Here is an 18139-nt window from a genome sequence, read left to right as displayed (position 1 = left end):
GGCGGGAGCCGGTCCCCGCGTAGTGTGCCGAGCCTCCACCGAATCGAGAATCGAGAGACATTGCCGAGAACAGCCAAGGGCATCGAAGTCGAAGGCACCGTGGTCGAGTGCCTGCGCAACGCGACCTTCACCGTGCAGCTCCAGAACGGGCACCAAGCGCTCGCGCACATCAGCGGGAAGATCCGGAAGAACTACATCAAGATCCTCCCCGAGGACCGGGTGCTCGTGGAACTGAGCCCCTACGACCTGACGCGCGGCCGGATCGTCTACCGCTACCGCACCTGAGCGACGGACGGGGGCGGGACTGGAGGGTGGCGGCCCGGTCGGCGAAGATGGGGGGGCCGTGCCGGCCGAGTGAGCGAGGAGCGTTCCGCCAGATGCCCAGTTCCGCTTCCGCTTCCGGTCCCGGTTCTCCTTCCGCTTCCGGTCCGGGCCCGGCCGCAGGACCCGCCGGCGCCGCCCGCGGGCGGCCGCCGACGATCGCCGACGTCGCCCGCGCCGCCTCGGTCTCGCCGACCACCGTGTCCCACGCCCTCAACGGGCTCGGCAAGGTCGACCCGCGGACCCGTGAACGCATCAGGCAGACCGCCGCCGAACTCGGCTACCGGCCCAACCTGCGCGCGCAGCGGCTGCGCAACGGGCAGGCCAAGGTCATCGCGCTGGCCTCCTCGATGCCCTTCGCGGTGGCCGCCGGCCCCTCCCGGCTCGGCTTCTACATGGAGGTCGCCGCGGCCGCCGCCGAGCGCGCGATGACGCACGGCTACGCCCTGGTCCTGGTCCCGCCCGTGCAGAGCGGATCACCGCTGCACTCCCTCGACATCGACGGCGCCATCGTCGTCGAGCCCGGTGAGGACGACCCTGCGGTCGCGCAGCTGCGCGAGCGGGGCCTGCCGTACGTGGCGCTCGGCCGCGAGGTGGCGCCGCGCAACGACGCCCCGTACGTGGACCTGCGCGGCGGCCCCGTCACCACCCTGCTGCTGGAGCACCTGCGCGCACAGGGCGCCCGCCGGCCGGCGCTCCTCGTCGGCGCCGGCACGCGCCACTCCTCCGTGGACGCCCGCGCCGCCTACGAGCGCGCCGCCGGCGAGCAGGGCTGGGCCCCCCTCGTCGCCACCGCCCCCGAGGAGGGCGGCGAGCAGGCCGGCTACGACGCCTGCGCGGCGCTGCTGGCCGACCACCCGGAGACCGACGCGGTCTGCGCGCTCGTGGACGTCTTCGCGGTGGGCGCCGTCCGCGCGATCCGGGACGGCGGCCGGCGGGTCCCCGAGGACGTGATGGTGGCGACCCGCTACGACGGGCCCCGCGCCCGCACCTGCGAACCCCCGCTCACGGCCGTCGACCTGCACCTGGACCGGGCGGCCGCCGACGCCGTGGAACTCCTCCTGGCGCGGCTCCGCCCCCGGGACGCCGCCGCGCCGGCGCAGGCCGAGCCGGCGCCGGCGCCCGAACCCCGCGTCATCGCGCGCGCCTCGTCGCTGCGCCTCACGGAGCGAGGATGAGCACCGCACCGGAGACGAGCGCGAAGGCCAGGACCAGGGGGCGCATCCGCCCGGCGTCGATCCGGTGGTGGACCAGCCGGCTCAGCCACGCCCCGACGGCCACGGCGGGCAGCAGCAGCACCGCCCAGCCCAGTTGGGACGCGGTCCCCTGACCCGTCGCGAGGAGCAGCGCCAGCGAGACGACCTCGCCCACCAGGAAGCACAGGGCGACCGTGGACCGCAGCTCCGCGGCCGGGCGGTGCTGGTACACCAGGGCCAGCGGCGGACCGCCCACCCCGGTGGCGGTCTCGGTGAGCCCCGTGACGACCCCCGCGCCCAGGTAGGCGGCCCGTCCGGGGACGAAGGCCGGCGCCGCCAGGCTGACCGCCGCCGCCAGTACGGTGGCCGCGCCGACGACGAGGCCGAGCCGCTGCCCGGGGACGGCCCACAGCAGCAGGAGCCCGCCGGGTGTCGCCGCGAGCCGCGCCGCCGAGATCCATCCCGCGCCCCGCAGGTCCAGTGAGCGCCGCTCGCGCCAGACCACGTAGACGTTGAGCGGGATCATCGACGCGAGGACGAACACCGGGAGCAGCTCGGGCGCGAGCAACCCGGCCACCGGGGCCACGACCAGCGCGAACCCGAGGCCGCTGGTCCCCTGGACGAACGCGGCCACGGCCACGGCCAGGGCGAGGAGCACCACCGTCGCGGCGCTCACCGCAGGGCGCTCCGGGCCCGCGCCTGCGTGGAGGTGGGGTGCGCCCGGGTCACCCCGGCCCGGGCGACCACCTCCTCGGCCAGCTCGGCCGCCCGCCGGACGAGTGCCCGGTCGTCCCAGCCGACGGCCCGGCCCCGCCACATCCGCAGCACGCCGGCCACGAACACGGCGGTGATCTGGTCGCGGTTCCCGCGCCGGACGAGCTCCCAGGGCAGGTCCCAGGACGGCCGCATCTCCGGGCCGCTGACGTCCACCAGCAGGAAGTCGGCCGCCGCCCCGGGCGCGATCCGCCCGGTGAGCGCCCCCAGGCCGACGGCGTCCGCGCCGCCGGGGCCCCCGCGCTCCAGCCAGGACCAGCCCGCGCCGCAGGAGGAGTCCCCGGTGGCCAGGCCGTAGGCGAGGCGCTGGGCGAACTCTGCGGCCTCCACCAGGCGGAACGCGTCGCCGCGGGTGCCGTCGGTGCCCAGCCCGAAGCGGATGCCGCGCTCGGCCATGGTGGTGGCCGGCGCCACGGCGTTGCCCTTCCAGGCGCTCGCGACCGGGTTGTAGCTCACCGCGGCGCCCGTGTCCGCGAGCAGGGTCAGTTCGGCGGGAGTGACCAGGGTGGCGTGCGCGGCCAGCAACTGCGGTCCCAGGGCGCCGACTTCCCGCAGGTACTCCAGCGGCCGCAGACCGTGCCGGACGAGGGAGCGCTCCACGGCCGCGAGGTGCTCGTTGACGTGGATCTGCACGACGGCCCCCGCTTCGGCGGCCAGCCGGGCCGTGCCGCGCAGGGTCCCGGCCGTGGCGGCCTCCGGGACGGAGACCGCCAGCGACGGGTGGACCAGCTCCGCGCCCCCGAACCGGGCGAGGTGCCGCTCGGCGGCGGCCAGGACGGCGGCGCCGTCCGTCCCGCAGGCCCCCGCGCCGTCGGCGGTGTCGTTGCAGACGAGTCCCAGGACGCAGCGGATCCCGGCGTCCTGGGCGGCCGCGGCCACGACGGCGGCGTCCACCGGAGCGCGGGTGCCGGCGTCCGCGACGGTGGTGAACCCGCCCCGCAGCGACTCGAGCGCCGACAACTTCGCGGCGACGTAGGCGGATTCCTCGTCCAGGGCTCCCTCCAGGGGGACCCAGACGCGGCGGAAGATCTCCGAGGGCTCGCCGAAGGCCAGCGCGGCGCCGAAGCTCTGCGTCAGGTGGTGGTGCGCGTCGACGAATCCGGGCACCAGCACGTGCCCCGGCAGGCGGACCGGCACCAGGTGGGGGTGCTCGCGCTCCAGCCGGGCGGCCGGCCCGACGTCCCGGAAGGTGCCGTCGGCGACGACGGCCGCGTACTCCTCCATCGGCCCCCGGGGGGTCATCACGACCGCGGGGACCAGGAGCCGGGTCCCGCCGGCCAGGTGGTGGGGGCCCAGCGGTCCGCCCGTGGGGGTCTCGTGTCTCATCGGGTGGGTCATCTCGTCCTCCGCGTACGGGTCACGCATGGGGCAGGGGGCGGGGGCCGCCCGCGTCGACGGCGGCGGCCCCCGCCCGGGCGGCGAGGGCGCGGGCCATCCGGGGCCGTAGGTGGTGGAAGAGGACGTTGAGGACGACGGCGGTGAACGCGCCCACCGCCACGCCGCTTTCGAGCAGGATCCGGGCACCGGACGGGAAGCCCGCGTAGACGCCGGGGACGAGGATGGGCAGCAGGCCCAGTGCGAGGGCGACGGCGCAGACGAACGCGTGGGAGTGCCGGTCGAGTTCGGCCCTGCCCAGCATCTGCACGCCGAGCACGGTGATCACCGCGAAGACCACCATGGCCGTGCCGCCGACGACCGCGGACGGGATGACGCTGATGGCGCGGACCACGGGCGCGAGGAAGCCGACGGCGATCAGCACGACACCGGCGGCCGCGGTGACGAACCGGCTGCGCACGCCGGTGACCCGGACGATCCCGATGTTCTCGCCGCTGGTCACCATCAGCGGCAGCCCGAGGAAGCCGGCCAGGACGGACACGAGGGCGTCGCCCCGGACGGTCCGCGGCACGTCGGTGCGCGCGTCGATCTCCTTGCCGACGGTCTCCGCGTTGATGACGGTCTGCCCGGTGGCCTCCGCCATCGAGGCCAGGGCGTACAGCATCAGCGGCAGGGCGGCGGCCAGGTGGAACTCGGGCGTGCCGAAGGGCATCGGCTGCGGGGCGCTCAGGATCCCGCCCCCGGTGACGCCCCCGAAGTCGACCCGTCCCAGCGCGAAGGCGAGCACGGTGCCGGCGATCAGGCCGAGCATCACGGCGAGTTGCCGCAGGACCCCGCTGAACAGCCAGTAGAGGGCGACGGTGAAGCCGATCGTGGCCAGGCCGAGCGCCAGGTTCACGGGGTCGGCGAAGCCGGGGCCGCCGGGACGCCCGGTGACGAGCAGCGCGCCGACCTTCACCAGGTTGACGCCGACGATGACGATCATCGTGCCGATGACCAGGGCCGGGAAGAACGCCAGCAGGCGGGAGAAGAGCGGCAGGACGAGGAACGAGAAGGCCGCGCTGATGATCACCGCGCCGGTGGCGGTGCGCACCCCGTGCTCCTTGGCTATGGCCAGGAAGAGGATCAGCGGGGCCCCGCCGGGCAGCATCACGAAGGGCAGCCGGGGTCCGAACTTCCACGGCCCCAGCGACTGGATCAGGGAGCCGACGCCGGAGAGCACGAAGGCCGCCGACAGCAGGTTCACGGTGAGCCGGGGGCCGAGGTGCAGGGTCGAGCTCATCAGGAAGACCGCCGAGACGGGGGTCGCCGCCATGACGAGGACGTGCTGGAGGCCGAACAGCAGGATCCGGCTCACGGGGCGGGACTGGTCCACGGGATGGGGGAGTGTGCGGGGACTGGACACGTTCGAGCTCCGTTCGGCTCGCTCCGGTTTCGGCCGCGCCCGCACTCCGCGAAGGAGTCGCATCGGTGCGGCCAAATCGATTTGGCCGCCAGTATGTGAGCGCCCTGAGGGCCCGTCAAGAGGTGCGGACGCACGGCTTCCACCGCTCGCACGGGACCGCCGGGCCGCTCCCGCCCGCCGCGGAAGGGCCGCCTCCGCGCCGCGGAAGGGCCGCCTCCCCGGCGGGGGAGGCGGCTCTCCTCAGGACGTGCGCGGGTCCGGCCCGCCCGGCCGCCTCAGCCGCTGTGCTCGGCCGGAACCGCGAGGCCCTGCACGACCCGGCCCGCGGGCGGTCCCGTCCGGCGGGGCCGGGACGCGGGGTCCGGCAGCCGGGCCAGCCTGGTGCCGATCATCGACGCCGCGCGGCCGACGGCGTCGCACAGCGGGGGGATCAGCTTCGCGTCCAGGGAGGTCACCGCCACGGCGGCCACCACCTGCCCGGACGCCGAGAAGACCGGAGCCGCCACGCACGACAGCGAGTCCACGCACTGCTGGTAGTCGAACGCGAGCCCCCGCTCGCGGATCCCGGCCGCCTCGCGGGCCCAGGCCGCCGCCGTCCACCCCGCCGGCCGCTCCGCCGCCGGGGCCGACGCCGCCAGGACCAGCTCGGCCGCACTGCCGGGCGGCAGTACGACCCCGGAGCGCAGCGGGAAGACCTCGTCCACCTCGCCCCGCATGCCCCCGACGACGGCGATCTGCCCCGCTTCGGGCACCGACAGGCTCAGGCTCACCCCGCCGCCGACCGCCGCGAGCTCCCGCAGCGGCTGGGCCGAGGCGGCCCGCAGCGCCCGCGCAGGATGCCAGGCCTGCCCCAGCCGGAACGTCCGCGGGCCCAGCCGGTAGCGGCCTTCGTGGCTCTGCACCGCGCCCAGGGCGACCAGCTGCCCGAGCAGCCGGTGGGCGGTGGCCTTGGGCAGCGCGGCATCGGTCGCCAGCCGCGTCAACCCGACCTCGTCGTCGTGCGCGAGCACCTCCATCAAGGCGAACGCGCCTTCCAGCACGCCGCGTCCCTCCGCGCCGGATCGCGCCATGAGGGTCCCCCTCTCATGCAGGGGTCCATCGAGCGGACGGACCCCACAATTCCCCGTTCGGACCAGGTCAGTTGGGGTGTCGGAATGGTTCCCGTCACTCACCGGTCCGTTGAATGGACCCGATCATTGCCCGCTCGCAGCGATCGCGCCACTGTGTTCCTCGTCAAGGGACGGAACGCCAGGACTCCTGCGGAAGTCAAGGCTTCGTCCGGTCACAGCAAACAGGGGAGGCACATATGAGCGCCATCAAGACGAGCGCCAAGCAGTTCAAGTACGTCATGGGTGCGATGACGGCGGTCTTCTTCTCCATGTGTTCCGCCAGCTGACGCACCAACCAGGGGGGTGGGGGCGGCGTGCCGCCCCCACCCCCTCGTCCTGTCCGAAGTTCGAGGGAGGCATCAGTGCTGGAGACCGCTGTCCGGCAGGTGCGGGTGGCCACGGCCATGGTGTTCGGCCGGCAGCTGAACGTACGCGCCGTGGAACGGCTGGTCGCGGACGCGCTCGTCACGCTGGAGGAGTTCGGCTCCCTCGGCGACGACGTCGACGAACTGGCCGACGGACCGTTCACCGATCCGGCCGAGCGCCGGGAGCTGCAGAACCGGGCGCTCCAGCGCACCGTGCGCAGGCTCGCCACGCGCTCGCCCTTCTACCGGGAACGCCTCGCCGGAGTGGACCCGGCCCGGATCACCACCGAGACGCTCGCGCAGATCCCCGTGACCCGCAAGGCCGATCTGATCGCGCGCCCCGACGACTTCCTCTGCAGCACCCCGTACCTGGTCACGCAGACGACCGGCACCACCGGCGCCCCCGTACAGATCTGGCTCTCCCGCTACGAGATGGAACTGTGGCCCGCCCTGATCGCGCTGTCCCTGGTGCTCCGCGGCGACCTCGGCCCCGGCGACCGGATGCAGATCAACCTCAGCTCCCGGGCGACGGCGGCCGTGCAGGAGGACGTCGAGGTGTGCCGCCTCGTCAACGCCGCCTGCCACGTGGTGGGCCAGATACCGCCCGAGGAGTCCGTCGAGCACCTGCGCGGACGCAGCGGCCCTCGGCCGACGGTACTCACCGGCAACCCCAGCTACCTGGGCCGGATGGTCACCGCCGCCCGCGAACGCGGTTACGGACCCGACGACTTCGCACTGCGCGCGATCTACGGCGGCGGGGAGACGCTGTCGCGGAACCTGGCGGCCGCCCTCCGCGAGACCTTCGGCGCACACACCGTCGGCGACGCCTTCGGGATGACCGAGCTGCTTCCCGTCAGCGGACGCCACTGCACCCACGACCACCTGCACCTCGACCTCAACATGGGCTACATCGAGGTGCTCGACCTGGAGACCGGCGAGCCCGCCGGCCCCGGCCGCCTCGGCGAGCTGACGGTCACCCCGTACTACCCCTACCGCGAGTGCATGCCCGTCCTGCGGTACAACACCGGCGACGTGGTCCGCACCCTGGAGGGCGAACCGGACTGCGAACTCGCCTCGGTCCCCGCGGTCTCCCACATCCTCGGCAAGGCCGGGGCGCTGCACCGCACCGCCGACGGCGTCGTCACCCCGCGCGACATCGTGGAGGCCCTGGACGGCACCCCCGGCCTGCCGTTCCCGCTGCGCCACCGGGCCGAGGTCACGGCCGGGGGCCGGCTGCACGTGGAGGTCGCCTCCAAGGAGGCCGGCGCGGCCGAGGTGACCGAGCGGCTGCGGGCCGAGGGCATCGACGCCGACGTCACCGTCCTGCCGCTGGACGACGCGGAGGCGGCACTGCGCTTCCCGCTCCGCTGCGACCTGCTGGAGCACACCTTCACCCGGAGCCACGCATGACGGTCTTCTTCCAGCTCGCGGTCAGCTGCGTCCTCGCGCTCGCGGTGTGTGCCGGAGCGGTCTCCTACTTCCGCGGCGTCCGCACCGCCCGGCCGCCCCTCGGCGTCTTCAACGGCAGGGACATCTTCGTGATGATGGGCTTCGTCCTGGCGCTGCCCTACCTCTACCTCGCCCTGCCCGGGGCCGTCCTGCCGGTGGTGCTCGCGCTGGCCTTCGCGGGCGGGCTCTCCGTCGGCTACCAGCCCGTCGTCGGCAACGGCCGGCTGCGCTGGGCGCTGATCGCCGCGCTGATCGCCTCCGTCCTCGGCACCCACCTCGCCTTCGGCGACACCTCCGCGCCGTACTGGATCACCAACAGCTGCGTCGTCGGCCTCGTCGTGGTCTCCGCCACCAACATCAACGTGCAGGGCGGGATGCGGCTGAGGAACGTCGCCTGGTTCCTCCTCGCGCTCACGGTCTACGACGCGTTCTTCGCCTGGGTCGTGCCGCTGACCGAGGAACTGTCCGAGGCTGTCCAGGGCTATCCGTACGCCCCCGCGGCCGGGCTGCGCGTCGGGGAGGACCTCGGCGCCGTGGTCGGCATGGGCGACCTGCTGGCCTACGCCCTCTTCACCACCACCGCCTACAAGGCGTACGGGAAGGCGGGGCTGCGGACCGGGACCGTGCTGGTGCTGCTCTTCGGCGTCGTGGCCCCCGTGGCCGCCCTCCACGTCGTCGGCGCGGTCACCGGGCACACCCCGACGGTGATGCCCGCCCAGGTGTTCTTCGGCCCGGCCGCCTTCCTCGGCCACCTGTTCCTGCGCCGCCGCGGCCCGGAGCGGCGGATGGCCGAGATCGTGTTCCGCCGCGACCGCAGGGGAACCCCGGCGCAGCGGCCGGCCCGCGCCGCCCAGGCCCCGGCCGCCGGCTGAGCCGGACCCGTCCGCTCCGGGACTACGGTGGCGCGATGACACGGATACGTGCCATGGAACAGGCCGACATCGAGGCCGTCTCGACGATCCGGGTCCGGGGGTGGCAGGCGGCGTACGCGGGCCTGATCCCCCGGACCCACCTCGACGCGATGACGGTCGAGGACGACGCCGAGCGGCGCCGGCAGTGGTTCTCCCGGCCCGGCCGGACCTCACGGGACCTCGTGGCCCTCGGCGACGGCGGCCCGGTGGGGTGGATCTGCGTCGGGCCCTGCCGGGACGAACTGCCCGACCGGGCCGGGGCGGGCGAGGTCTACGCCCTCTACGTCGCCCCGGACCTGATCGGCACGGGCATCGGCCGGCGCCTCCTGGACGAGGCCCACGCCCTGATGCGGGACGAGGGCTTCACGGACGCGGTCCTCTGGGCCCTCGACGGCAACGAACGGGCCCGGCGCTTCTACGAGCGGGCCGGCTACCGGCCCGACGGCGCGACCCGGGACGACGACTACGACGGGACCGCCCTCACCGAACTCCGCTACCGGCGCCGGCTCTGAGCCCACGGGCACGAGAGCTCCGCGCTGCCCGCGGAGGAGGTTGCTTCCTGGGGCCCCGCACCCGAGGATGGCCGGATCGTGCGTACGCGCCGCGCCCGGGGGTACGAGAACCCGGCATGGAGGGGGCCCGTACCGGGTGTCGAGAACAGGGAGAGCGGTGTGAGGACGAACGTGATCGCCAGGGTGGTTCCGGTCTTGCTGCTGGCGGGGCTGTTCCTGGCCCCGGTGCCGGCCGGTGCGGCGGAGGCCCCCGCGGGCCGGCCGGCCGGGCCGGCCCGCAGCGCGGCGGCGGCCGCGGCCCCGGCAGGAGCCGCGGCCGGATCCGTCCGCGGGGCGGACGCCCCGGCCGGGCACACCTTCGCGGCGGCCGCGTCGAAGGACGTTTCCAAGGGCGGGTCGAAGGACGTCTCGAAGGACGGGAAGAAGAAGTCCAAGAAGAAGAAGGGCTTCCTCGGGAAGCTGGGCACCGCCGCGCTGGTGGTGGGCGTCCTGTTCGTCCTGCTGATCGTGGCCGCCGTCATCGCCCTCGTCGTCGTGATCAGCCGCCGGCGCCGGCGGGCCTGACGGCCCGCGGCCGGGTGGCGGTGATCACGTAGTAGTCGAGGAGGCCCTGCTCCCAGGCCCGCAGGAAGTTCCTCGGCCAGGTGCCCGGTTTCCACTGGGCGGACAGCCAGTGGTCCCAGCCCGGCCACACCGAGGGGCCGATGGACTCGCAGCGCACCCCGGTCAGCCCCGACCGGGTCAGGGCGCCGGTCAGTTCGGAGGGCGGGCGGGCGATGTCCAGCCCGTCGGCGAAGGTGTCCAGCAGCTCCGCCAGCCGGGGCGCGGCCCCGGGGTCCGCCGCGAAGAAGCTGGTCACGGCGGCCCGGCCGCCCGGCCGCAGGACCCGGGCGGTCTCCGCGGCGAACCGTTCCAGGTCGTCGAAGTGCTGGGCCGCCTCCACGCTGTAGACGCAGTCGAACTCGCCGTCCCCGAACGGCATCTCCTCGGCGGCCCCGCGGACGAGCCGGAGCCGCTCGGGCCCGGGCCCGTCGAGCAGGTCCGCGTTGGCCCGGCGGGCCCGCTCCAGCTGCTGGGGATGGATGTCCATGCCGGTGACCCGGGCGGGGCCGTACTCCCCGGCGGCCAGGGCGCAGCCCACGCCCAGCCCGCAGCCCACCTCCAGCAACTGCCCGCCGTCGAGGGGGCCGGCGGTGTCCAGCACCCGCCGGTACAGGTCCTGCTGGCTGCGGATCCGGTCGTCGACGCCGGGCGGGCCGTCGAGGTCCTCCGGCCGCCAGTAGCCGAAGTTGATGAAGCCACCCGCGAAGACGGGGACCGCGCTGAGGTCGGCGGGACCGTACGTCTCGCGTACGGCGGCCCGCATCTCGCCGGGCCGGTCGGCTTGGGTCATGTGTGCACCTCCGTGCCCAGTGTGGCCGTACGGTGACGGTCTGTCGACGGTGCCCCGGCGCGCCGGGCGTAGGCTGGAGCCCGTCCTGCCGCCCACCACGGGGAACCACCAGCACCATGCCGCACACCGGTCCGCAGTCCCTCGACCGCGCGCTGGCCCTCGTCGACGCGGTGGCCGCCGCGCCCGGCCCGGTCAGCGCCAAGGCGCTGGCCCGGCGCGCGGGCTGTTCCCTGTCCACCGCCTACCACCTCCTGGGGCCGCTGACCGAGCGCGGCTACCTGGCGCGGACGGCCCAGGGTTACGCGCTGGGGCCCGCACTGCCCCGGCTGCACCGCAGTTTCCTGCACCAGCTGGCCCCGGCCCCGGGAATGGCCGACCTCCTCGCCCGGCTGCGGCGGGCGACCGGCGGCGAGGCGTACTACACGGCGTACCGGGGCGGGCTGATCACGGTCGTGGACACCACGGCCCCCGTGACGGACACCGCGAACCCGTTCGCCCCCGGCCGCGAGACCCGCGCGCACGCCACCGCCCACGGCAAGGCGCTCCTCGCCCGGCTGACACCGCGGGCGCGGCGGCGCTACCTCGCCGAGCACGGGATGGCCCGGCTGACCCCGGCGACGATCACCAGTGCGGAGGCCCTGGAGGCGGAGCTGCTGCGGGTGCGCGCGACGGGCTTCGCGGTGTCGGTGGGGGAGGCGGACCCTGCGTGGACCTGCGTGGGGGTCGCCCTGCCCCGGGCCGGCGAGGCGGCGGGGGACGAGCCGGACGCGGTGCACGCGCTGTCGGTGTCGGTGCCCTCGCAGGAGTTCCGCCGGCGCCCGGAGGCGATCCGCACCGCGCTCGCGGAGGCGGCCGCGGGGCGGATCTGAAGGGTGCCCGAGCGGCTGCCCCGCCGGGACCGCGCCCGGATTCCGGCCCTGCCGGAATGCCGGGCGTCGGGCGTGCACCGGCCCGCCCCGCGTGCCAGGCTGGTCCCATGATCTTCATCGCCGTCAGGTTCGACGTCCGCCCCGAGCACAGCGACAACTGGCTCACGCTCGTCGACGACTTCACCCGCGCCACCCGGTCCGAGCCGGGCAACCTCTTCTACGACTGGTCCCGCAGCGTGGACGACCCCAACAAGTACACCCTGCTGGAGGCGTTCACCGACGCCGAGGCCGGCGCCGCGCACGTCGCGTCGGACCACTTCAAGGCCGGCATGGAGACGCTGGCCGGAGCCATCGCCACCACCCCGGAGATCATCCACGTCGAGGTGCCCGGCCAGGGCTGGAGCGCCATGGCCGAACTGTCGCCCCGCGACTGACCCCCGGGACCCGACCCGGCCCCGCCCCGCCCGGCCCGTTCCGGTACGGGATCGGGACGTTGTCGTCACGTCGCGGGGACGGACCCCCTGTTCGAACGACCCCCGGGCGATCGGTCCGAAGGAGGACGACCCCCGGGTGGTCGGCAACGGGATCAACGTCCAGGGAGGGCGTACGGGCCACCCGGACGCGACGGCGCGTCAGAAGCGGGCCAAGAAGAAGCCGAAGACCATGGCGCTGATCACCGGCGGTGTCATGGTGCTGTCGCCGGGCCCGTCCGGCGTCCGGGAGTTCTGCGCGAACGGCGAATGGCCGGCCGCCCTGCTGGTCCGCGACAGCGGCGGCGGGAAGCTGACCTGGTCGCTCGGGCAGCTGCCCGCCGGGGTCACCGCCAGCCCCTGCGGCGGCTCCCTCGCCGCCGACACCGCGCAGGCGATCACCCTCGGCGGCCGGACCGAACAGCAGCCCCCGAACGGCCGCTTCACGATCGCCGTCTCCGGCAACGGCGGCACCGGCCGGGTGACCGTCACCCGCGCCTGACGGCACGTACGGCGCCCGCGCCCGCTCCGGGCGGCGTGACGACCGTCATGATCGATTCAACTGGCGCTGCGAGTAGGGTGGTTGTCGTACACCAGTTCGCGACCGCCCGTCGCACATCACGTCCAGGGGGACCACGCATGAACCCGACCACCCGCAACGCCGCCGTCGTCGCGGCCGCCGTCGCCGCCCTCGCCGGAGCCGCCACCGCCGGCGCCGCCAACCCGGGCGGAGCGGACGACAAGGGCGCGATCAGCGTCGTCGCCCACATGGGGATGCTCTCCGCGCCCGTCGGCCCCGCGCCCGCTCCCGCCGACGGCGAGCTGGCCGTGGTCGAGCACATCGCCATCGGCTGAACCCCGCTGTGGACGACCGTCGGGCCGCCGCCCCGCCCGGACTGCCCCTGGTGGAGAGGCTGGTCGAGCTCTCCACCCGGTTGCAGGCGATGTGGGACGCCGACCCGACGGTCGGGTTCCCCGGCTGGGGGCACCCGTTCCGCGCCCTCGGGGAGCTGCTCCCCGAGGGCGACGTCCTGCACGCGGACCGGCATCCGCAGATGGTGCCGCTGCTCTGGTACCCCGCCCTGCGCTCGCGCGGGCCCCGGGGCCCGGTGGTCGAGGTCTTCGACCACCTGCCGGGGGAGCGCGGCGCGGCCGCGCTGATGCTGCGCCGGCGGGACCTCGCGGGACTGTACAGCTGGGCGCTGGTCACCGCCTCCGTGGTCGGCTGGATCCGCGGGGCCCTCGGCGGTGCGGCCCTGTTGGAGGTCGGGGCCGGATCCGGCTACTGGGCGCGGCAGCTCTCCCTGGGCGGCCTCGACGTGCTGGCCACCGACCTGCACGGGGTCGAGGCCAACGGCTTCACGCACGGCTTCCGGTACGCCGACGTCCAGCGGCTCGGGGCGGTGGACGCCGTACGACGGCACCCCGGTCGCGCCCTGCTGCTCGTGTGGCCGCCGCCCGGGGACCCCATGGCCGCCGAGGCCCTGCGCGCCTACCGCGGGGACACCTTCCTGTACGCCGGGGAGGGGCCGGGCGGGATGTGCGCCGACGCGGGCTTCTTCGCCGAACTGGAGCGCCACTGGGTGGCCCGGGAGGTCTGCCCGCTCACCGTCCGCTGGCTCGGCCACCACGACGCCGTCACCCTCTACCGCCGCCGCTGACGCCTTCCCTCCCTCCCCGGACGGCCCTCCCGCGCAGCGGACCGAAGTCCGCCCCGGGTCTGGTGTGAAGCAGTGAATCACTGCTTCAATCCTTCCATGCCCTACCGCCGCCCGCCCGCCGTGCAGGCCCGTCTCGACGCCCGTCGCGACCGGGTCCTGGAAGCCGCCGTCCGCCTGCTCTCCCGGGAGGGGTACGCGGGCTGTTCCGTCGCCGCGATCGCAGCCGAGGCCGGCATCTCCACCGGGAGCGTCTACCAGTCGTTCTCCGGCAAGTCCGAGCTGGCCGCCGCCCTGTTCCGGACCCTGGTGGCACGGGAGGTGGAGGCGGTGACCGCCGCGGCGGACCGCCCCGGGACCTGCGCGCAGCGGGTGGCCGCCGCCGTCGAGACCTTCGCCTCGCGCGCGCTCCAGGCGCCCCGGCGGGCCTTCGCCCTGCTCGCGGAGCCGGCCGACCCGGCCGTGGACACCGAACGCCTCGTCTTCCGGCGGGCGTTCCGCGACGTGTTCGCCCGGCAGGTGGCCGCCGGTGTGGCCCACGGCGAACTGCCGCCGCAGGCACCCGAACTGACCGCCGCCGCCCTGGTCGGCGCGATCGCCGAGGCGCTCGTCGGACCGCTCGCCGACGGCGACGCGGCCCCCGGCGAGGTCGTTCCGGGCCTGATCACCTTCACCCTGCGTGCCCTTGGAGGACACGATGCCGCAGACGCATGAGGTCACCAACCAGGTTCCGCCGCACCACGGTTACGACGCGGCCGCCGACCCCGCCCTGCTGGAGGCCCTCGCCCGCGAGGGAGCCGGCTGGGCCGCGCCCGAGCTCCACCGCCTCGGCGTCCTCGCCGGCTCCGAGCAGGCCGCCGAGTGGGGCCGGCTGGCCAACGAGAACGAGCCCGTCCTGCACACCCACGACCGCTACGGCCACCGCATCGACGAGGTCGAGTTCCACCCGTACTGGCACGAGCTGATGGACACCGCCGTCTCCCACGGGCTGCACGCGGCCCCCTGGGCGCAGGACGAGCCGGGGGCGCACGTCGCCCGCGCCGCGAAGTTCATCGTCTGGAGCCAGGTCGAGGCGGGCCACACCTGCCCGGTCTCCATGACGTACGCCTCCGTACCGGCGCTGCGCGCGGCGCCCGCCCTCGCCGCGTGGCTGGAGCCGCTGCTCGCCTCCCGCACCTACGACTTCGGACTGCGCCGGCCCGACACCAAGCGCGGGCTGATCGCCGGGATGTCGATGACGGAGAAGCAGGGCGGATCCGACGTCCGCGCCAACACCACGACCGCCGTGCCGGCCGGGGACGGGACGTACCGGCTGACCGGCCACAAGTGGTTCACCTCGGCGCCGATGTCGGACGTCTTCCTGACCCTGGCACAGGCACCGGGCGGGCTGTCCTGCTTCCTGCTGCCGCGGGTCCTGCCGGACGGCACCCGCAACCGGCTGCTGCTCCAGCGCCTCAAGGACAAGCTGGGCAACCGCTCCAACGCCTCCTCCGAGATCGAGTACGACGAGGCGTTCGGCTGGCTGGTGGGCGAGGAGGGGCGCGGAGTGGCGACCATCATCGAGATGGTCAACATGACCCGCCTCGACTGCGTCCTGGGCGGGGCCTCGGGCATGCGGCTCGGCCTGGTCCGGGCCGTCCACCACGCCACCCACCGGCGGGCGTTCGGCCGGAACCTGATCGACCAGCCCCTGATGCGCAACGTCCTGACCGACCTGGCCCTGGAGTCCGAGGCCGCGACGGCCGTCGCCATGCGCCTGGCGGGGGCCACCGACCGGGTCGCGCGCGGCGACTCGGACGAGGCGCTGCTGCGCCGCCTGGGCCTGGCGGTGACCAAGTACTGGGTGTGCAAGCGGGCCCCCGCGCACGCCGCCGAAGCCCTCGAATGCCTCGGCGGCAACGGCTACGTCGAGGACTCGGGCATGCCCCGGCTCTACCGGGAGGCGCCTCTGTCGTCCATCTGGGAGGGCTCGGGCAACGTGGCAGCCCTCGACGCGCTGCGGGCCATGGCCCGCCAGCCGGAGACCGTCGAGGCCTTCCTCGCGGAGGTGGGCCGGGCGGCGGGGGCCGACCGGCACCTGGACGCGGCGGTGGCCGGGCTGCACAAGCAGCTCGCCGACCCCGCCGAGGCCGAGTACCGGGCCCGGCAGCTGACCGAGACCATGGCCCTGGCCCTCCAGGCCTCGCTCCTGGTGCGGCACGCGCCGGCGGCGGTCGCCGACGCGTTCTGCGCGTCCCGGCTGGGCGGCGAGCACGGCGGCGCCTACGGGACCCTGCCGACGGGAGTGGACACCGGGGCCGTCCTCGACCGCGCCCGGACGCCCGCCGTCTGAGCGGTTCGCCGTCCGAGCGGTTCGCCGTCCGGGCCGTTCGCCGTCAGGGCCGTTCGCCGGGTCCGGCGGCGCACCCGCCGCCGGACCCGGCGCTCCACGCGCCCGGTTACGGGTGCCAGACCTCCTTGATCGAGTCGATCTTGCCCTCGCCGTCGACCGTGATGTCGTAGATGTTCCCCGAGCAGCTGTACGGGGCCTTCACGGCGGACGGGTTCGTCATGCAGTCGCCCGCGTGCATCCACAGCTCGCCGACGGGGACCGACTTGGTGGAGCCGGAGCCGGTGGCCAGCTCGGCCTTCACCTCGCCGGTCGCGAAGAGGTAGTACTTCGCCTCGCCCTTGCCGTGGTAGATCCAGTCGTTGGGCGTACAGGTCGGCTGGGCGTCCTTCGCGGACATCGAGCCCTTGGACGGCGGCGCGACCGGCTCGACCATCTTGTGGCCGGCGGGCAGCTTCGGCGGCTGCCCGCAGTCGCCGCCGGGCGCGGCGGAACCTGCGGACGCCCCGCCGGCCGGCGCCTTGGCGGAGGGCTTCGCGGCGGTGCCGGAGCCGGCCGAACCGGCGCTCGACGAGCCGCCGGTGCCGGAGGACCCGCCCGTGCCGGCCGAGCCCGAAGTGTCCTCGGGGCCGCAGGCCGCGACCGAGCCGAGTGCCGCGACCAGCGCGAACGTTCCGATGATGCGTCGAGTCGACGACATGTCAATTCCCCCGATGTGGCTGAAAAATGTTGTGATCACGTCCGATCGGTGATGTGTTCTACACGAGACTCGCGTCAAGATCCAATCGACTCCGCCCGCAACCGGCCCGCCCCGGCCGGGCGTCTGGGCCCTTGACGACAGGCAGCCCGGGCGGCGGCCGCAGGGGACGGAGGACGGGACATGAGACGCGCGTACCGCAACGCGACGCTGGTCACCGCGGTGGCGATGACCCTGGGACTCTCGGCCTGCCACCCGTCCGGGGACCCGGGGCCCGGGGGGCCCGGACGGCCCGGCGGCGGAACCGGGACCGCGCAGGCCTCTCCCTCCGCCCACCCGCCGTCCGCCCACCCGCCGTCCGCCGCGCCGCACCCGTCCGGCGGCCCCTCGGGGGGCGCCCCGGGCACCCCCGCACCGTCCGGGCACACCGGGGCCGCCCCCGCCGTGCGCACGGGCGTGCCGTGGAACCTGGACCGGCTCGACCAGCGCGACCGGCCCCTCGACGGCCGCTTCGCGGCGGGTGCCGACGGCCGCGGGGTCCACGTCTACGTGCTGGACACCGGCATGGACGTCAAGCACGCCGAGTTCGCGGGCCGCGCCACCGCCGGCGCCGACTTCGTCGGGCCCCCCGACACCGGGGACTGCTCCGGCGGGGACGGACTGGGCCACGGCACGTTCGTGGCCGGGATCATCGGCGGCCGCACCTACGGCGTCGCCCCCGGCGCCCAGCTCGTGCGCGTCCAGGCCATCGGCTGCGAGGAGGGCGGCAGCAGCGGCCCGGGCACGGGCGCCCCGGCCCCGGAGGACTCGATCATCAAGGCCGTCGAGTGGGTGACGGCCCACGCCCGGCGCCCGGCCGTCGTCAACATGTCCCTCAACCTCACGACCCGTTCGCCCGCCCTCGACGCCGCCGTACAGCACCTGGTCGAGTCCGGGATCCCGGCCGTCGTCGCGGCGGGCAACTTCAACGACGACGCCTGCGCGCACTCGCCGGCCGGTGCCCACGGCGCCGTCGTGGTGGCCGCCTCCACGGCCGACGACCGCCACTGGCGGGACACCGACGGCTTCGGCTCCGGACACGGGTCCTGCGTGGACCTGTACGCACCCGGAGACAGGATCACCTCCGCGGCCGCGGGCGGCGGCACCGTCACCAGCGACTCCGCCGCCACCTCCTGGGCCACGCCGCACGTCACCGGCGCCGTGGCCCTGTACCTCTCGGCCCACCCGGCCGCCACCCCGGCGCAGGTCCGCACCTGGCTCACCGGCCAGGCCGACCGGGACGTCCTGACGTCCGTCCCCGCGGGCACGCCGAACCGCCTGCTCAACACCTCGGGCCTCTAGACGTT

The 18139-nt window shown here is 75.0% G+C and carries 20 protein-coding genes; 14 read left to right on the top strand and 6 right to left on the bottom strand.

The window, feature by feature from the left end:
* The first annotated feature begins 60 nt into the window (after positions 1–60).
* Positions 61–285, top strand: coding sequence for a translation initiation factor IF-1 (gene infA / locus ACIRBY_RS06120; RefSeq protein WP_042816044.1), 225 nt, complete (start codon positions 61–63; stop codon positions 283–285).
* A 92-nt stretch (positions 286–377) separates the two neighbouring features.
* Positions 378–1499, top strand: a complete 1122-nt coding sequence (locus tag ACIRBY_RS06115; protein WP_403896808.1) for a LacI family DNA-binding transcriptional regulator — start codon at positions 378–380, stop codon at positions 1497–1499.
* Here the strand turns inward: ACIRBY_RS06115 and ACIRBY_RS06110 are convergent.
* The 4 genes from ACIRBY_RS06110 to ACIRBY_RS06095 all read right to left on the bottom strand — a co-directional run bounded on the left by ACIRBY_RS06110 (position 1483) and on the right by ACIRBY_RS06095 (position 6101).
* Complete coding sequence (locus tag ACIRBY_RS06110; protein WP_403896805.1) at positions 1483–2193, bottom strand: sulfite exporter TauE/SafE family protein; 711 nt, start codon at positions 2191–2193, stop codon at positions 1483–1485. The genes ACIRBY_RS06115 and ACIRBY_RS06110 overlap by 17 nt on opposite strands.
* Entirely contained in the window at positions 2190–3617 is a 1428-nt protein-coding gene (locus ACIRBY_RS06105; RefSeq protein WP_403896802.1) for an amidohydrolase family protein, read from the bottom strand. Before ACIRBY_RS06105 ends, ACIRBY_RS06110 begins: the two co-directional genes overlap by 4 nt.
* Before the next feature lie 31 nt (positions 3618–3648).
* The gene (locus tag ACIRBY_RS06100) at positions 3649–5001 is read right to left on the bottom strand and encodes a uracil-xanthine permease family protein (protein WP_403896799.1); all 1353 of its coding nucleotides are present in this window, start codon (positions 4999–5001) and stop codon (positions 3649–3651) included.
* 305 nt (positions 5002–5306) lie between these two features.
* Entirely contained in the window at positions 5307–6101 is a 795-nt protein-coding gene (locus ACIRBY_RS06095; RefSeq protein ID WP_403896796.1) for an IclR family transcriptional regulator, read from the bottom strand.
* Between the two features lie 401 nt (positions 6102–6502).
* Here ACIRBY_RS06095 and ACIRBY_RS06090 point away from each other — a divergent pair, with 401 nt between their 5' ends.
* The 4 genes from ACIRBY_RS06090 to ACIRBY_RS06075 all read left to right on the top strand — a co-directional run bounded on the left by ACIRBY_RS06090 (position 6503) and on the right by ACIRBY_RS06075 (position 9941).
* Complete coding sequence (locus tag ACIRBY_RS06090) at positions 6503–7915, top strand: phenylacetate--CoA ligase family protein (RefSeq protein WP_403896794.1); 1413 nt, start codon at positions 6503–6505, stop codon at positions 7913–7915.
* Positions 7912–8826 carry a hypothetical protein gene (locus tag ACIRBY_RS06085; RefSeq protein ID WP_403896792.1) on the top strand — a complete coding sequence of 305 codons (915 nt, stop codon included), beginning with the start codon at positions 7912–7914 and terminating at the stop codon, positions 8824–8826. Before ACIRBY_RS06090 ends, ACIRBY_RS06085 begins: the two co-directional genes overlap by 4 nt.
* Positions 8827–8861: 35 nt before the next feature.
* Positions 8862–9377 (top strand): GNAT family N-acetyltransferase, encoded by a 516-nt coding sequence (locus tag ACIRBY_RS06080; protein ID WP_403896790.1) that lies wholly within the window; start codon positions 8862–8864, stop codon positions 9375–9377.
* Positions 9378–9536: 159 nt separating this feature from the next.
* On the top strand, positions 9537–9941 hold the full coding sequence (locus ACIRBY_RS06075) for a hypothetical protein (RefSeq protein ID WP_403896787.1): 405 nt from the start codon (positions 9537–9539) through the stop codon (positions 9939–9941).
* Here the strand turns inward: ACIRBY_RS06075 and ACIRBY_RS06070 are convergent.
* Positions 9916–10770: a class I SAM-dependent methyltransferase gene (locus ACIRBY_RS06070; protein ID WP_403896784.1), complete on the bottom strand. Its 855-nt coding sequence runs from the start codon at positions 10768–10770 to the stop codon at positions 9916–9918. The two genes, ACIRBY_RS06075 and ACIRBY_RS06070, sit on opposite strands and share 26 nt — an antisense overlap.
* A 116-nt stretch (positions 10771–10886) precedes the next feature.
* On the opposite strand from ACIRBY_RS06070, the gene ACIRBY_RS06065 reads away from it, so the two are divergent.
* The 7 genes from ACIRBY_RS06065 (at position 10887) to ACIRBY_RS06035 (ending at position 16099) form a co-directional block, all read left to right on the top strand.
* Entirely contained in the window at positions 10887–11639 is a 753-nt protein-coding gene (locus ACIRBY_RS06065; RefSeq protein WP_403896781.1) for an IclR family transcriptional regulator, read from the top strand.
* Positions 11640–11746: 107 nt separating this feature from the next.
* Positions 11747–12073, top strand: coding sequence for a putative quinol monooxygenase (locus ACIRBY_RS06060; protein ID WP_403896778.1), 327 nt, complete (start codon positions 11747–11749; stop codon positions 12071–12073).
* A gap of 136 nt (positions 12074–12209) precedes the next feature.
* A complete protein-coding gene (locus tag ACIRBY_RS06055) occupies positions 12210–12611 on the top strand; it encodes a hypothetical protein (protein WP_403896775.1) in 402 nt (133 codons plus the stop codon).
* 137 nt (positions 12612–12748) lie between these two features.
* The gene (locus tag ACIRBY_RS06050; protein WP_403896772.1) at positions 12749–12964 is read left to right on the top strand and encodes a hypothetical protein; all 216 of its coding nucleotides are present in this window, start codon (positions 12749–12751) and stop codon (positions 12962–12964) included.
* An 8-nt stretch (positions 12965–12972) separates the two neighbouring features.
* Positions 12973–13770 carry a hypothetical protein gene (locus ACIRBY_RS06045; protein WP_403896770.1) on the top strand — a complete coding sequence of 266 codons (798 nt, stop codon included), beginning with the start codon at positions 12973–12975 and terminating at the stop codon, positions 13768–13770.
* A 96-nt stretch (positions 13771–13866) separates the two neighbouring features.
* Positions 13867–14481, top strand: a complete 615-nt coding sequence (locus tag ACIRBY_RS06040; RefSeq protein ID WP_403896767.1) for a TetR/AcrR family transcriptional regulator — start codon at positions 13867–13869, stop codon at positions 14479–14481.
* Positions 14465–16099, top strand: coding sequence for an isovaleryl-CoA dehydrogenase (locus tag ACIRBY_RS06035; RefSeq protein WP_403896764.1), 1635 nt, complete (start codon positions 14465–14467; stop codon positions 16097–16099). Before ACIRBY_RS06040 ends, ACIRBY_RS06035 begins: the two co-directional genes overlap by 17 nt.
* A 106-nt stretch (positions 16100–16205) precedes the next feature.
* Here the strand turns inward: ACIRBY_RS06035 and ACIRBY_RS06030 are convergent, their stop codons facing one another.
* The gene (locus ACIRBY_RS06030; protein ID WP_403896761.1) at positions 16206–16796 is read right to left on the bottom strand and encodes a hypothetical protein; all 591 of its coding nucleotides are present in this window, start codon (positions 16794–16796) and stop codon (positions 16206–16208) included.
* Between the two features lie 180 nt (positions 16797–16976).
* On the opposite strand from ACIRBY_RS06030, the gene ACIRBY_RS06025 reads away from it, so the two are divergent.
* Entirely contained in the window at positions 16977–18134 is a 1158-nt protein-coding gene (locus tag ACIRBY_RS06025) for a S8 family peptidase (protein WP_403896758.1), read from the top strand.
* Positions 18135–18139 lie beyond the last annotated feature (5 nt).

The sequence above is a fragment of the Streptomyces sp. NPDC096136 genome, assembly GCF_044763325.1.
Classification (GTDB): Bacteria; Actinomycetota; Actinomycetes; order Streptomycetales; family Streptomycetaceae; genus Streptomyces.
Note: the sequence above shows the minus strand (reverse complement) of the source record. Positions and strands in the feature narration are given on the sequence as shown.

Excerpts from the sequence above, each read along its gene's own strand:
- ACIRBY_RS06115 (WP_403896808.1), top strand. The coding sequence starts at position 378 with ATGCCCAGTTCCGCTTCCGCTTCCGGTCCCGGTTCTCCTTCCGCTTCC.
- ACIRBY_RS06105 (WP_403896802.1), bottom strand. The coding sequence starts at position 3,617 with ATGAGACACGAGACCCCCACGGGCGGACCGCTGGGCCCCCACCACCTG.
- ACIRBY_RS06095 (WP_403896796.1), bottom strand. The coding sequence starts at position 6,101 with ATGGCGCGATCCGGCGCGGAGGGACGCGGCGTGCTGGAAGGCGCGTTC.
- ACIRBY_RS06085 (WP_403896792.1), top strand. The coding sequence starts at position 7,912 with ATGACGGTCTTCTTCCAGCTCGCGGTCAGCTGCGTCCTCGCGCTCGCG.
- ACIRBY_RS06080 (WP_403896790.1), top strand. The coding sequence starts at position 8,862 with ATGACACGGATACGTGCCATGGAACAGGCCGACATCGAGGCCGTCTCG.
- ACIRBY_RS06070 (WP_403896784.1), bottom strand. The coding sequence starts at position 10,770 with ATGACCCAAGCCGACCGGCCCGGCGAGATGCGGGCCGCCGTACGCGAG.
- ACIRBY_RS06065 (WP_403896781.1), top strand. The coding sequence starts at position 10,887 with ATGCCGCACACCGGTCCGCAGTCCCTCGACCGCGCGCTGGCCCTCGTC.
- ACIRBY_RS06060 (WP_403896778.1), top strand. The coding sequence starts at position 11,747 with ATGATCTTCATCGCCGTCAGGTTCGACGTCCGCCCCGAGCACAGCGAC.
- ACIRBY_RS06050 (WP_403896772.1), top strand. The coding sequence starts at position 12,749 with ATGAACCCGACCACCCGCAACGCCGCCGTCGTCGCGGCCGCCGTCGCC.
- ACIRBY_RS06040 (WP_403896767.1), top strand. The coding sequence starts at position 13,867 with ATGCCCTACCGCCGCCCGCCCGCCGTGCAGGCCCGTCTCGACGCCCGT.
- ACIRBY_RS06035 (WP_403896764.1), top strand. The coding sequence starts at position 14,465 with ATGCCGCAGACGCATGAGGTCACCAACCAGGTTCCGCCGCACCACGGT.
- ACIRBY_RS06030 (WP_403896761.1), bottom strand. The coding sequence starts at position 16,796 with ATGTCGTCGACTCGACGCATCATCGGAACGTTCGCGCTGGTCGCGGCA.
- ACIRBY_RS06025 (WP_403896758.1), top strand. The coding sequence starts at position 16,977 with ATGAGACGCGCGTACCGCAACGCGACGCTGGTCACCGCGGTGGCGATG.